We start from the raw sequence: 13,528 nt of genomic DNA, 5'->3' as shown, positions 1-13,528 counted from the left end.
CCTTCTGACGGTAACCTCATGTTGAGTATCGAAGAACTGTGATGACTGTCCAGGAAAGTCGCTGTGAAGGGGGTGGAAAGCAAGATGTACAGTTTTCATCCCTAAATTTAATTGCAGCTGGCCTTGTGTAAACGTATACACTCAAAGTCACACCTTATCTGACAGGAGGCTATATGGCTTATCAGGCTGCTGAAAATCGTTATCAGACAATGGAGTACCGCCGCTGCGGTCAGAGCGGCCTCAAGCTCCCGATTGTATCACTGGGGTTGTGGCACAATTTTGGTGATACAACGCAGGTCGAGAACAGTCGGGCGCTGTTACAGCGTGCATTCGATCTGGGGATCACCCATTTTGATCTGGCGAATAACTATGGTCCACCGCCGGGTTCAGCGGAGCGAAATTTTGGTCGCATCCTGCAGGAAGATTTTTTACCGTGGCGAGATGAGCTGATCATCTCCACCAAAGCGGGTTACACCATGTGGGAAGGCCCTTACGGGGACTGGGGTTCACGCAAATACCTGATTGCCAGCCTCGATCAAAGCCTGAAGCGTCTGGGGCTGGAGTATGTCGATATCTTCTACCACCATCGCCCCGACCCTGAAACACCGCTCAGAGAAACCATGCGCGCACTGGATCATATCGTCCGTCAGGGCAAAGCGCTGTACGTAGGCCTCTCTAACTATCCGGCTGAACTTGCCAGACAAGCGATTGAAATACTCGACGATTTAGGTACGCCATGCCTTATTCATCAGCCCAAATATTCTATGTTTGAGCGTTGGGTCGAAGAGAGCCTGCTGTCGCTTTTACAGGAAAAAGGCGTCGGTAGTATCGCCTTCTCACCGCTGGCTGGCGGGCAGTTAACCGACCGCTATCTGAACGGTATTCCTGCGGATTCTCGCGCCGCAAGCACCAGCCGTTTTCTGAATCCGGACCAGATCACCCCACAAAAACTGGAAAAAGTTCGAGCGCTGAACGCACTGGCAGAGCGACGGGGACAAAAGCTGTCTCAGATGGCGCTCGCGTGGGTTCTCCGGGAAGACAAGGTCACGTCTGTGCTGATTGGCGCCAGTAAACCGGCGCAAATTGAAGATGCCGTCGGCATGCTGGCAAACCGTCACTTTACGCCTGAAGAGTGCGCGGAGATTGATGCCATTCTGAGTCGGTTGAAATAAAGACACATTTATTAACAAAAAGTGCTCTCACTTGCGATTTAAGAGTTGTGGCGATGAAACGGGGCTTTACTGCCCCGTAATATTACGTTAACAGGCCGGCTACGGCTCGATCGTGAAGGAGAGAAAACATGTTCAGGTCACTGATTCTGGCGGCAGTCTTAATGGCTTTTACACCGCTGGCCGCGAACGCTGGCGAAATCACCCTGCTGCCATCAATAAAATTGCAAATTGGCGATCGCGATAATTACGGTAACTACTGGGATGGCGGCCGCTGGCGCGACCGGGATTACTGGCACCATAACTATGAGTGGCGCAAAAATCGCTGGTGGCGTCATGACAACGGCTACCATCGTGGCTGGGATAAACGCAAAGCTTATGAACGCGGCTACCGAGAAGGCTGGAATGACCGTGACGACCATCGCGGTCGTGGGCGCGGCGGTCACGGGCATCGTCATTAAGAAAAGGAACCTGTGGTAACAGAGAATTTTTAACAATGGCAAAGGGTTCCGTTCACCGTATGTTCATTGTTTCTCTGAAACCCTCATTCCCGTAACGGGCAAGGGAGGCTCACCGTCTCCCTTGCCACCCAGGCTTCCGGCAGGAAAAATCGTCACTTCGTGATCCATTCGCCTTATGTCGTCTTCCTTCGGATCGCTTCAGTACGCTGACTTTCAGTTCAATCCGTTTCGCTTTAATAAAAAATACCTTTGCAGCTAATCAATCCTTAAGTGACCAGCATTAACCTGCAGGCTGCTTTTTTATGGTCAAATCCTGCGCTTTTTATTTTTCACTATTTGCCCTTGAGCAAAAATCTCCTGAACGTATCTTATCCTCAAGAGAATTCACGTCAGGATTAACTTATGAATGCTAATTTTAAGAATGAAATTCAGACATTCGGTCGATCGCTATTATTACCGATCGCCGTACTGGCGCCTGTGGGGATGGTCATGGGTATTAGCGCTGCGTTAGGGCAGAGCTATATGATTGATAAACTCCCCTTTCTGGGCAATGAAATTTTCAGAGCAATTCTCTCTTCTCTGGGATTAATCAGCAGCGTCGTTTTTAATAATATTCCTTTACTGTTCGCGATGGGTGTCGCCTACGGTATGTCTAAAAAAGAAAAAGGGATTGCTGTATTTGCATCCGTCGTGGCTTACCTGACTCTGCTTATCGCCATGCATGTGCATCTTAAGCTGGCGGGTACGCTGGCGAAAGAGGATATGGCTTTCGTCGGACAGGGAATGGTATTAGGTATTCAGACGCTGAAAATCGAAGCGCTGGGCGGCATTATTGCCGGGCTGCTGGCAGCTAAAATAACCGACCGTTTTTACCGGCTGCAATTACCTCTCGCTTTCGCCTTTTTCAGCGGTAAAAAATCCGTCGCGATCTTAGCCATTGCTTTTTCCATTCCCGTCGGCTTGATCATTCCTTTTATCTGGGATCTGTTTACCGCAGGTATGCGCGCCATATCAACAATAATGATGGCACCCAACATTGGTGCAGGAATCTATATGACGCTCAATCGCCTGCTGATCCCGTTTGGCCTGCACCACGTTCTCAGTTCCACCGTGCGTTTCACCGCGGCAGGCGGTACGTACCTGATTGACGGGCAGACCTATGTTGGTATTTTGCCCGCTATCAATAAAATCCTGTTTGAGCTTGGTCCCACCCATCCGGCCTGGAAAGAGTATATGCCGACGCTCACCAGCTATCTTGCCTCATCACAAATGCTCACGACGCTGTTCCGCGTTCCGGCGATTGGTCTGGCGATGTACCATATGGCCTATTTCAAGAATAAGAAATTTGCCAAAGGGATGATCCTGACCGTGGTGCTGACCGCCATGCTGGGGAATATTACCGAACCGCTGGAGTTCTCCTTCCTGTTTATCGCGCCAAAACTCTTTATTGTCTATGCGGTACTCTGTGGCTTATTGACCATTCCACTGCAATTACTGGAAGTCTCCATCGGCTATATTCGCGGCACTATTTTTGATTTTGGTATTTTCGGTTTGATGTATGAACACACCCAATGGATTAATTTAATTATCCTCGGCGTGATTAACTTTGTTGTCTTCTATTTCGTCTTCCGCTTCGCGATCGGTAAATTTGATATTAAGACCCCAGGCCGCGAGAGTGAAATCGCTGACAGCACCTTACTGAACAATAAAGAGTACGACAAAGTCGCCGAACTGGTGATTCAGGGGCTGGGCGGGACAGACAATATCAAGCGCGTTGAAAACTGCGTTTCACGGTTACGTATTGATTTGAAAGATCAGAAAAAAATGGACATGGCCATTCTTAAAGAATCTGGCTCGCTGGGAACCTTTATCCCCTCCAGCAACCATGTTCATGTGGTATTCGGCCCACACGTAGAATTTGTCCGTAACGCGGTAGACGACCGCCTCGTCGGTGCGAAATAAATTCAAGGAGATAGTAATGCGTGCACTGTATGATTCAAAAAGCAAAACGATCGACGATCGAGGAATGAAATCTCTGCTCGCGCAGCCAGCGCGGGTACAGTCATGGCTCGATGTTGAAGCCGCCTTGGCTCAGGCTCAGGCCGGACACGGCATGATCCCCGCCAGCGCCGCAGTCAATATTACCGCTAACTGCCACGTGGATAAGATTGACCTGACGGAAATGGAACGCCTGCTGCGCGAGATTGGTCACGGCTTCGTTCCGGTCATCAAAGTGCTGGTCAAAGCCTGTGACAGTGAAAGCGGAAAATACGTGCATTACGGCGTCACCACGCAGAATATTCAGCAAACAGCACAGCTTTATCTGGCAAAGCAGTTCGATACCATCATGCAGGGTTTTGTGGACGATATTCTGCGTAACCTAGCAAAGATGGCATCTGACCATAAAGCAACGATTATGGCCGGACGTACCCACGGTAAGCACGCGCTACCCATAACCTGGGGCTATAAAGCCGCCGTGTGGATTGATGAGTTACTGAGCGCCCAGCAGCGCATGCGGGAAGCGGAAAAACGCGTCTTTACCGTGATGATGGGGGGAGCCGTGGGCGCCTTCCACGCAACCGGTGAAACCGGCCGCCGGGTTCAGGATAGCGTTGCCCAAAAGCTGGGAATGCATTCAATGGCGATTCCCTCCCGCAACTCGCGCATTTACCGCACTGAATACATCAGTAATTTGTGCCTGCTGGCGACGACGTTACACAAAATAGCCGAAGAGGTTTATCAGACCTCAAGTGAAGAGTTTGCCGAAGTTTCAGAAGCCTTCACTAAAGGCACCGTTGGCAGCAGCACCATGCCGCAAAAAGTGAATCCTAAACTGGCGAAGGGGATCATCGCCAACGCGCAGAAATTGTACTCAGTAATGACCTCCTGCCTGTATGTCAGCCCACGTCCCTTCGAAGCAGACAGCTCCGCTTACTTTATCTTTGACGGTAATATTCAGGAGAGTATGGAGTTAATGGCTGAGATTGTGATGCGAGCCGAAGAGTTGACGCGAACGCTGGTCATCAATCCTGGGCGTATGCGCCAGAATGTGCAGTTAACGCATGGTCTTATTAATAGCGAAAAAATCATGATGCAGTTGGTGGAAAGGATGGGCAAAGATGCCGCACATGAACGCGTCTACCAACTGGCAATGCGCAGCACGCATGAAGGCATCCCCTACGCTGATGTGCTGCGTGATGACCCTCTTATTCGCCAGCACTTTAGCGACTCAGAAATTAATACGCTGCTGGATCCTGCTCACTACATCGGCCTTTGCGCAGAAATCGCCGAGGAAACGGCCGCTCGCGTATGGGAGAAAGACAATGGCTGATCCCCTGCTTTCTCTGGCAAGTGAACGCATTGTCACCCCGAATGGAATCGAAAGCGGCTATCTGCATATTGAAAGCGGACGTATTTCTGGCCTCGACAGTACACCGCGAGGAAAAATCGTCGATTATCGCGATGCCATGCTGATGCCCGGTTTTGTGGATATTCACGTTCACGGCTGGGGGAGAGGGTCGTTTGCCTGGAGAGGTGAACGCCGTTCTTTGCAGGCGATGAGCCGGGATCTGGTTAACGCCGGGGTTACCGCGTGGCTTGCAACATCAGCCACCCAGTCGGAAACGTTCTTGCTGGAGAGTCTTTCCACCGCCGCAGACTGGATTGCAGACGCAAAAGCGGAAGATGGTGCCGAAGCGGTGGGTATTCATATGGAAGGCCCCTTTATTAACCCTGCATACAGCGGAATGCAGAGCAAGGACGCGATTCAACCACCCGGTATCGAAGGATTCAAACGCTATCAGCACGCCGCGAGGGGAAATATCCGTCTGATGACGCTCGCACCTGAACTGCCGGGCGCCCTGGCGCTAATCCGCTATTTACGCCAGTCTGGCGTCACCGTGTCAGCCGGTCATACCGACGCCACCTTTGATGAAACCACTCTCGCTATTGAAGCCGGTTTAACCCACTTTACCCATGCCTTTAGCGCCATGCGCGGGCTGCATCACCGAGAGCCTGGCGTGGTGGGGGCGCTGATGTACCATCAGAATACGTATGCCGAAGTGGCAAAGCAGAGCGGGATTACGTTGCGACCAGAAGTGTTCGACATTCTTTATCGGTTGAAAAAAGATCGCCGGTTGGTCATGGTCAGCGATTGTCTGGGATATGTGGATTTTCCCGAAGGATCAGAATTCCACCATTACCTGCGCCAGGAGACGTTTCGTATTCACAATCATTGTCTTGAAATCACCGACCACAGCGGAAAGACCCGAACGGTTTCACCCACGGAGTGGTCCGAAGTGTGCAAACTGGAGATGAGCTTTCTGGACTCCGTGAAAAATGTGGTCGACAGGCTGGAAAACGGCTGGGTTTCAGCCGCGCAGATTGCCTGCCTTAATCCGGCAATCCTGGCTGGTGTTGACGCGAGAAAAGGCAGCCTGACGTCAGGAAAAGATGCCGATATTCTCGTGTTGGGTGCAGAGTTAAACCTGGAAGCCGTCTGGTGTCGCGGCGTTTCGCAACCTCTGGCTAAATAAAAATATCACTGTAATGCGTATCAAGAAAAATTTTTAACGCCTCCTGGCTCATTCCCTGAACCTGCTGAATAAAGTCCTCAGCAGGTATTTTTTTGCGCGCGGAGGGAAGTCCATTTTCGCGTAATAACAGGAGATCGTCCTGCGTGAGCCAGAAATTCACTTTGACATAATCCAGCCCGGCGTAGCGGAGATGACTCGATATCTTGTTTGTAAAGGTAATCAGCAGGTCGAATTCGAGCTGCTGAAGCCGCGCAATCTCATTGATGTTGATGCAGGCGGGGATTTCAATATGGAAGCGGGAGAAAAGCATCTCTTTAAAATAGCCGACCTTACTCTCTGACGAGTTCGTCACAATAATGACCCGCTTTTTCTTATCGCCAACAACCCGATTTTTGAGCGCATACTTTTTGATAATCAGCACCAGGGTTGCCAGGTGAATAGCAGAAAAGGTCGTTTGCCAGTTATGTTCAATCTCTTTCACCGCATACTGGACATGTTCCCATAGCTCAGGATAGCGTCGCTGGACATCATGGAGCTTTTTATCATCGAACCAGAGATGAAATTTATTCTGGATGATGGCGGCATAGATAAAATTATAAATCTCCGCAAACCAGGCGTGCTGATTGTGAATGGTGTTTTCCAGACATCCGGCTAAAGCGTGACAGGTGCGCTTAACGTAAGAGACCAGCCGGGCGTCGTATAATGTGAAGGGGCGATGAGTAAACGTCAGTGAAGCAATCAGCAGATCCAGACAGATATTTTCATCCGCATCAGGCAATACGGCATAAGGAAAGGTTGTCAAAAACTCAGCCGCCGAACTCTCCGTAATTCTGTGTCCCCTGCGGATACGGTGCAGGGCAAGGCTAAGATAGACCAGTAAGTATTTTCTGCCGTTATATCCCAGGGCGATGACCGGACTGATTTTCTCTTCGTAATAGTCTGCCGCCTGGTTTATCTCTGCAGCACACTCATGAAGAAACTGTTCGGCAATTGAACGGCCTGTCGGCTCATTGGCCTGGTGGGCGATAAGTCGGTGATCCTCACCAATTTCAACCGTTTTTAGTATCGTCATGCACGCCGCCAGCCGCAGCTGGAACTCATCCCCCGCAAGCCGGGAGCCCTTACGCGGGATACTTTGCACAATCAGATCGCGTTCCTGCACCAGGCTCATCATGACGGGATTATCATTTTTTACCGTTCCCGCACTGACATAAAATTTTTTGTAATAATCATTTTTATTCACCACATCGTGCAAACAGAGCGCCACAAAGAGATCCTTCACCCTCTCTTCTGCCGTAGTGATATAGCGATTAAACTGGACGCGCGCTAAAAACTGTCGGTATTCGCTGTAGCCAATCCGGGTGGTAATAAACTGATTATCCTGATGTAGCTGGACATTTTCTGGCAGAAGTTCATTGAGCTCTTTCATTGTCCGTTTTAGCGTGGAGAGCGTTTTACCGAAACGCTCGACGGCCTCTTCAACGGGGAGCGGACTGTTGTCCTGGAGATATTTCAGGAAAGAGAGATCAAAGTGATTCATGAACGCCTGCCAGTTAATTATGCAGGGCACATAATAGAGGAAAAGCTCAATTAAAACCGTGACCCGTCGCGAGTCACGGTTGATTATAACCCCATCGCCGTGCCTGCCAGTAGCCAGAGATTGAGCGCCACGACCAGTATCACAATGACCCAGCCAATCTGTTTAACGCAACGACGATTGACCAGATCCCCCATCAGCTTACTGTCGCTGGTGAAGATCAGCAGCGGCACCAGCGCCAGCGCGATACCAAAACTGAGCAACACCTGACTCATCACCAGAATACGGGTCGGATCCAATCCCATTAGAATCACAATAAATGATGGCATCATGGTGACGGTACGGCGTACCCATAGCGGAATGTGAAAACGGATAAACCCTTGCATCACCACCTGCCCCGCCAGCGTACCGACCACGGTAGAAGAGAGTCCCGCAGCCACCAGGCTTAAACCAAACACCGTCGCTGCAGCGTGACTCAACAACGGTTCAAGGATCAGATACGCCTGATCGAGATCGGCAATACCGGTATGCCCGCTAAAATGAAATGCGGCGGCAGCCGTCGCCATCATCGCCAGATTGACAAATCCGGCAATCGTCATGGCGATAGCCACATCCCATTTAGTGGCCGCATAGCGCTGTTGGCGTGTTCCGCCGTGCAAATGCTGAGTTAAGGAAGAGTGCAGATAAATGACGTGCGGCATGATAGTCGCCCCGAGCACCCCAGCGGCCAGGAACACCGCTTCGGAATTAGGCAGGCTTGGGATCACCATTCCCTTACTAAGCTGCGCGAAGTTCGGTTGGGAAAAAACCAGCTCCACAATGTAAGCCGCGGCCACAAACAGCAGCAGGCCGCCAATCACCTTTTCCAGCGGTTTTTGACCGCGACGCTGCAGCATCAGAATTAAGAACGTCGCGATACCGGTGAGTACGGCCCCTTGCAATAAGGAGACGCCGAGGATCAGTTTGAAGCCAATCGCAGCGCCAATAAATTCAGCAAGGTCTGTTGCCATAGCGATAATTTCTGCCTGCACCCAGTAGAACCACACCACCGGGCGAGGATAATGATCGCGAATTTGCTCCGCCAGGTTTTTACCCGTAGCAATACCGAGTTTTGCCGACAGCACCTGAATCAGCATCGCCATCAGGTTTGCCCAGACCACCACCCACAGCAATTGATAACCAAAGCTGGCCCCTGCCTGGATATTGGTGGCGAAGTTACCCGGATCGATATAACCGATCGCCGCGATGAACGCAGGTCCCATTAATGCGAGCTTCAACTTGCGCGCTGCCCGCCCACTGCTACTCTCAACGCGATCGTTAGTCATTTTAATGCCTCAGAAACATAGCCTTTGCTATGTTTCAAGCTACGCCTACTGAGAATGATTATCAAATTCATTTTGATGGGTGACGTTGATTTCTCTGATAGCGTTTGTCTATGGATCGATAAGGATTCTGGAAATACCGGCGAGATGTTTAATTATTGTTATGAGAATAGCACAATGACATAACTTTTCACTTCCATACTAAACATAACGGAAGTGTATCACCGATCACTAATTTTGAATCTCGTCACAGGTCCTTATTATAGTGTGTGTTTGATCTCGTTTTCTTTATGGTTGTTACATAGAATGTGCACGAAAACTAAACCTGCCTCATATTTGGAGCAAATATGGACCGCGTTCTTCATTTTGTCCTGGCCCTTGCCGTGGTTGCGGTACTCGCACTGCTGGTAAGCAGTGACCGTAAAAAAATCCGCATTCGTTATGTTATTCAATTGCTTGTTATCGAAGTGTTACTGGCATGGTTCTTCCTGAACTCTGATGTCGGTCTGGGCTTCGTGAGAGGCTTCTCCGAGATGTTTGAGAAACTGCTCGGGTTTGCTAATGAAGGGACTAACTTTGTCTTCGGTAGCATGAACGATAAAGGCCTGGCATTCTTCTTCCTGAAAGTGCTTTGCCCGATCGTCTTCATCTCCGCCCTGATCGGTATTTTGCAGCATATCCGCGTACTGCCGGTAATCATCCGCGCGATTGGTTTCCTGTTATCCAAAGTAAACGGTATGGGCAAACTGGAATCCTTCAACGCCGTCAGCTCTCTGATCCTGGGTCAGTCCGAGAACTTTATCGCCTATAAAGATATTCTCGGCAAAATGTCTCGCAACCGTATGTACACCATGGCAGCAACGGCGATGTCGACTGTTTCCATGTCTATCGTCGGCGCGTACATGACCATGCTTGAGCCGAAATACGTGGTTGCGGCGCTGGTTCTGAACATGTTCAGCACCTTTATCGTGCTGTCGCTGATCAACCCTTACCGCGTTGATGCCAGCGAAGAAAATATCCAGATGTCTAACCTGCACGAAGGCCAGAGTTTCTTCGAAATGCTGGGTGAATACATTCTGGCTGGTTTCAAAGTGGCAATTATCGTTGCGGCGATGCTGATTGGTTTCATCGCACTGATCGCTGCCCTGAACGCCCTGTTCGCCACCGTGACCGGTTGGTTTGGCTACAGCATCTCTTTCCAGGGCATCCTGGGTTACATCTTCTACCCGGTTGCATGGGTAATGGGTGTGCCGTCCAGCGAAGCGCTGCAGGTGGGCAGTATCATGGCAACTAAACTGGTTTCCAACGAATTCGTTGCGATGATGGATCTGCAGAAAATCGCCGCTACGCTCTCCCCGCGCGCAGAAGGCATCCTGTCCGTGTTCCTGGTTTCCTTCGCTAACTTCTCTTCCATCGGTATTATCGCCGGTGCGATTAAAGGCCTGAACGAAGAGCAAGGTAACGTGGTTTCTCGCTTTGGTCTGAAGCTGGTGTACGGCTCTACGCTGGTGAGCGTACTGTCCGCATCTATCGCCGCACTGGTACTGTAAGCGTAAGACAACGTCGCAGTGATAAGACCGGGGAGATTCATATTCTCCCCGGTTTTTTTATGCCTGCAATTCAGCAAACCAAAGAGATAAAGAGTAAGAACTGGCAGGATGCAGAAACAAAAAACCCCCGCTTTTCAGCGAGGGTTTAAATTTTGGTGGAGCTAAGCGGGATCGAACCGCTGACCTCTTGCATGCCATGCAAGCGCTCTCCCAGCTGAGCTATAGCCCCACGATGCTTTTACGTACGTACCAAATTCATTGGGATTAAATTTGGTGGAGCTAAGCGGGATCGAACCGCTGACCTCTTGCATGCCATGCAAGCGCTCTCCCAGCTGAGCTATAGCCCCATTACGTAAAGCTTGTCGAGTTGACGGGCGGCATCATATGAATTCCCTTCGCGTGTGTCAACGGCAAAATTAACTCATAGAATTCAATCGCTGAAAAAGCAGTCAAATGAAGAACATTGCGTAACAACTCGCATTCAGTAGTTAAACGCGTCACGGTTTCTACTAAAATGGTGCTATAAAATGAACCACTAATTAACCCCACGACTATTCAGGGAATCGTTATGTTCAAGGAACGGATGACGCCAGAAGAACTTGCTAATCTGACCGGATACAGCCGACAGACCATCAATAAATGGGTACGCAAAGAAGGTTGGGCGACATCACCAAAACCAGGCGTTCAGGGCGGTAAAGCCCGGCTGGTTCACGTCACCGAACAAGTTCGTGAATACATTCGCAGCGCTGAGCGTTCAGCCGAAGGCTTATCAGATAACTTATCGTTATCCGGCGATACCTCTGTTGAAGCACTGCTGATTAGGCTCGCCAAAGAAATGACGCCGACAGAACAGAAAATGTTTACCTCACTGATCCTGCGTGAAGGCATTACGGGTTTATTACAGCGTTTAGGGATCCGCGAAAACAAATAATATGAAAAAATTACGCAGCAAAATGACGACCGAAGAGCTGGCGGAATGTCTCGGGGTTGCCAAACAAACCGTCAATCGTTGGATCAGAGAACAAAACTGGACTACCGAAAAGTTTCCCGGCGTTAAAGGTGGTCGTGCCAGACTGATTCATATTGACTCCAGCGTCCGCGCGTTTCTGCTCAATATTCCCGCTTTTCGCAAAGTTCCTGAAGTTTATCAGGCTGAAGAACCGCTGGCAGAATACACCCACGTAGTACGCAGCCACGCGTGCCGCCAGATAATTAGCGCACTGGACAACATGTCCCCAACGGAACAAGAAAAGCTGGCGATGTATATTTCGCGCGAAGGTATTCGCACTTTTCTTACTCGTTTGGGTATTGATGAGTCTGAATAACAGGCAAAAAAAACGGCAGGATACGCTCCTGCCGTTGTTTCATCGGTCAATCAGTCTTATTGCTGGCTTTCACGCTCAGCAATAAACGCCAGCGCTTTATTAATACGCTCAATGCTGCGGGATTTACCAATCGCATGCACCGTAACGTCTAACGCTGGGGACTGACCCGCGCCGGTAACGGCTACGCGCAGCGGCATCCCGACTTTACCCATGCCAACTTCCAGTTCATCAGCCGTTGCCTGAATCGCATGGTGCACGTTTTCTGCCGTCCACTCGCTAATCGCAGCCAGCTTGTCGCGAACCACTTCCAGCGGCTGACGCGCAACCGGGCGCAGGTGTTTCTTCGCTGCATCAGCGTCGAACTCGGCAAAGTCTTCGTAGAAGTAGCGGCAGTTCTGCGCCATCTCTTTCAGCGTTTTGCAGCGCTCACCGAGCAGTTTAACCAGCTCTGACAGCTGCGGGCCTACGCGAGTATCGATATTTTCCTGCTCAATGTGCCACTGCAGATGGGTTGCTACATATTCCGGCGCCAGCGCATTAATATAGTGATGGTTCAGCCACTGCAGTTTTTCAGTGTTAAACGCACTCGCAGACTTGCTCACCGCACCAAGGGAGAACAGTTTGATCATCTCTTCACGGGTGAAAATTTCCTGATCGCCACTGGACCAGCCCAGACGCACCAGATAGTTCAGCAGCGCTTCCGGCAGGTAACCGTCGTCGCGGTATTGCATAACGCTGACCGCACCGTGACGTTTGGAGAGTTTTTTACCATCGTCACCGTTGATCATTGATACGTGTGCGTAAACTGGCACCGGCGCGTTCAGCGCTTTCAGGATATTGATCTGACGCGGAGTGTTGTTGATATGGTCTTCACCACGAATAACGTGGGTGATTTCCATATCCCAGTCGTCGACAACAACGCAGAAGTTGTAGGTCGGGGAACCGTCGGTACGGCGAATGATCAAATCATCCAGCTCCTGGTTGCTGAATTCGATCGGCCCACGGATCTGGTCGTCAAAAATAACGGAACCGTCCTGCGGGTTGGCAAAACGTACCACGCAAGGTTCATCAGCAGCATGATGCTCGTGGCCGTGGCGGCATCGGCCGTCGTAACGCGGCTTCTCACCGTTCGCCATCTGCTCTTCGCGCAGCGCGTCCAGACGCTCTTTAGAGCAGTAGCATTTATATGCGGTGCCTGCTTCCAGCATTTCATCAATCACCGCGTTGTAGCGATCAAAACGTTTGGTCTGGAAGTACGGGCCTTCATCCCATTCCAGATTCAGCCAGTTCATGCCATCCATAATGGCTTCAATAGCTTCCGGAGTGGAGCGTTCGAGATCGGTGTCTTCAATACGCAGCACAAACTCACCGCCATGGTTGCGTGCAAAAAGCCAGGAATAAAGAGCAGTACGCGCACCGCCGACGTGCAGGTAGCCTGTCGGGCTTGGCGCGAAGCGAGTTTTGATTTTCATGAAATGGCCTTACGTTTATAAAGATGCCGACAACCGGCAAATCCAGGGAAGATTATCAGGCTCGTATTCTATCACCGTGGTCTGATTCCTCAATGTTGTTCAGGTTGGAACATTACGCTTTGCCATTTTCGTATACAAATCATGCCGCACGGACTGT

The 13,528-nt window shown here is 50.4% G+C and carries 12 protein-coding genes and 2 tRNA genes; 8 read left to right on the top strand and 6 right to left on the bottom strand.

Annotated elements, in window-relative coordinates; translation table 11 throughout:
* Positions 1-173: 173 nt before the first annotated feature.
* From mgrA to OGV93_RS02210, 5 genes are all read left to right on the top strand, one after another.
* A complete protein-coding gene (gene mgrA / locus OGV93_RS02230; RefSeq protein ID WP_016153905.1) occupies positions 174-1,172 on the top strand; it encodes an L-glyceraldehyde 3-phosphate reductase in 999 nt (332 codons plus the stop codon).
* Positions 1,173-1,300: 128 nt separating this feature from the next.
* Complete coding sequence (ypeC, locus tag OGV93_RS02225) at positions 1,301-1,630, top strand: DUF2502 domain-containing protein YpeC (RefSeq protein ID WP_016153906.1); 330 nt, start codon at positions 1,301-1,303, stop codon at positions 1,628-1,630.
* 402 nt (positions 1,631-2,032) lie between these two features.
* Positions 2,033-3,592: a PTS transporter subunit EIIC gene (locus tag OGV93_RS02220; RefSeq protein WP_016153907.1), complete on the top strand. Its 1,560-nt coding sequence runs from the start codon at positions 2,033-2,035 to the stop codon at positions 3,590-3,592.
* Positions 3,593-3,608: 16 nt separating this feature from the next.
* Positions 3,609-4,961, top strand: coding sequence for a class-II fumarase/aspartase family protein (locus OGV93_RS02215; protein WP_115190364.1), 1,353 nt, complete (start codon positions 3,609-3,611; stop codon positions 4,959-4,961).
* Positions 4,954-6,165, top strand: coding sequence for an N-acetylglucosamine-6-phosphate deacetylase (locus OGV93_RS02210; protein WP_046275536.1), 1,212 nt, complete (start codon positions 4,954-4,956; stop codon positions 6,163-6,165). The genes OGV93_RS02215 and OGV93_RS02210 overlap by 8 nt, the downstream gene beginning before the upstream one ends.
* Here the strand turns inward: OGV93_RS02210 and OGV93_RS02205 are convergent.
* The 3 genes from OGV93_RS02205 to OGV93_RS23895 all read right to left on the bottom strand — a co-directional run bounded on the left by OGV93_RS02205 (position 6,158) and on the right by OGV93_RS23895 (position 9,098).
* Positions 6,158-7,705, bottom strand: coding sequence for a BglG family transcription antiterminator (locus OGV93_RS02205; protein WP_287109329.1), 1,548 nt, complete (start codon positions 7,703-7,705; stop codon positions 6,158-6,160). The genes OGV93_RS02210 and OGV93_RS02205 overlap by 8 nt on opposite strands.
* Positions 7,706-7,788: 83 nt before the next feature.
* Complete coding sequence (locus tag OGV93_RS02200; RefSeq protein ID WP_287109328.1) at positions 7,789-9,027, bottom strand: Nramp family divalent metal transporter; 1,239 nt, start codon at positions 9,025-9,027, stop codon at positions 7,789-7,791.
* Positions 9,024-9,098, bottom strand: a complete 75-nt coding sequence (locus tag OGV93_RS23895; RefSeq protein ID WP_418135078.1) for a hypothetical protein — start codon at positions 9,096-9,098, stop codon at positions 9,024-9,026. Before OGV93_RS23895 ends, OGV93_RS02200 begins: the two co-directional genes overlap by 4 nt.
* Before the next feature lie 273 nt (positions 9,099-9,371).
* Here OGV93_RS23895 and nupC point away from each other — a divergent pair, with 273 nt between their 5' ends.
* Positions 9,372-10,574, top strand: coding sequence for a nucleoside permease NupC (gene nupC / locus OGV93_RS02195; protein WP_016153912.1), 1,203 nt, complete (start codon positions 9,372-9,374; stop codon positions 10,572-10,574).
* A gap of 153 nt (positions 10,575-10,727) precedes the next feature.
* On the opposite strand, the gene OGV93_RS02190 is transcribed toward nupC, so the two are convergent.
* Positions 10,728-10,803, bottom strand: a tRNA-Ala gene (locus OGV93_RS02190).
* Between the two features lie 42 nt (positions 10,804-10,845).
* Positions 10,846-10,921, bottom strand: a tRNA-Ala gene (locus tag OGV93_RS02185).
* Between the two features lie 221 nt (positions 10,922-11,142).
* On the opposite strand from OGV93_RS02185, the gene OGV93_RS02180 reads away from it, so the two are divergent.
* Together OGV93_RS02180 and OGV93_RS02175 are read left to right on the top strand one after the other, a co-directional pair.
* A complete protein-coding gene (locus OGV93_RS02180; protein ID WP_016153913.1) occupies positions 11,143-11,505 on the top strand; it encodes a YfeC-like transcriptional regulator in 363 nt (120 codons plus the stop codon).
* Between the two features lies 1 nt (position 11,506).
* On the top strand, positions 11,507-11,899 hold the full coding sequence (locus OGV93_RS02175) for a MerR family transcriptional regulator (RefSeq protein WP_016153914.1): 393 nt from the start codon (positions 11,507-11,509) through the stop codon (positions 11,897-11,899).
* 56 nt (positions 11,900-11,955) lie between these two features.
* On the opposite strand, the gene gltX is transcribed toward OGV93_RS02175, so the two are convergent.
* On the bottom strand, positions 11,956-13,371 hold the full coding sequence (gene gltX, locus OGV93_RS02170) for a glutamate--tRNA ligase (protein ID WP_103928439.1): 1,416 nt from the start codon (positions 13,369-13,371) through the stop codon (positions 11,956-11,958).
* Positions 13,372-13,528: the final 157 nt, after the last annotated feature.

The organism is Citrobacter sp. Cb031 (assembly GCF_030336725.1).
In the GTDB taxonomy this organism is placed as follows: Bacteria; Pseudomonadota; Gammaproteobacteria; order Enterobacterales; family Enterobacteriaceae; genus Citrobacter; species Citrobacter braakii.
Note: the sequence above shows the minus strand (reverse complement) of the source record. Positions and strands in the feature narration are given on the sequence as shown.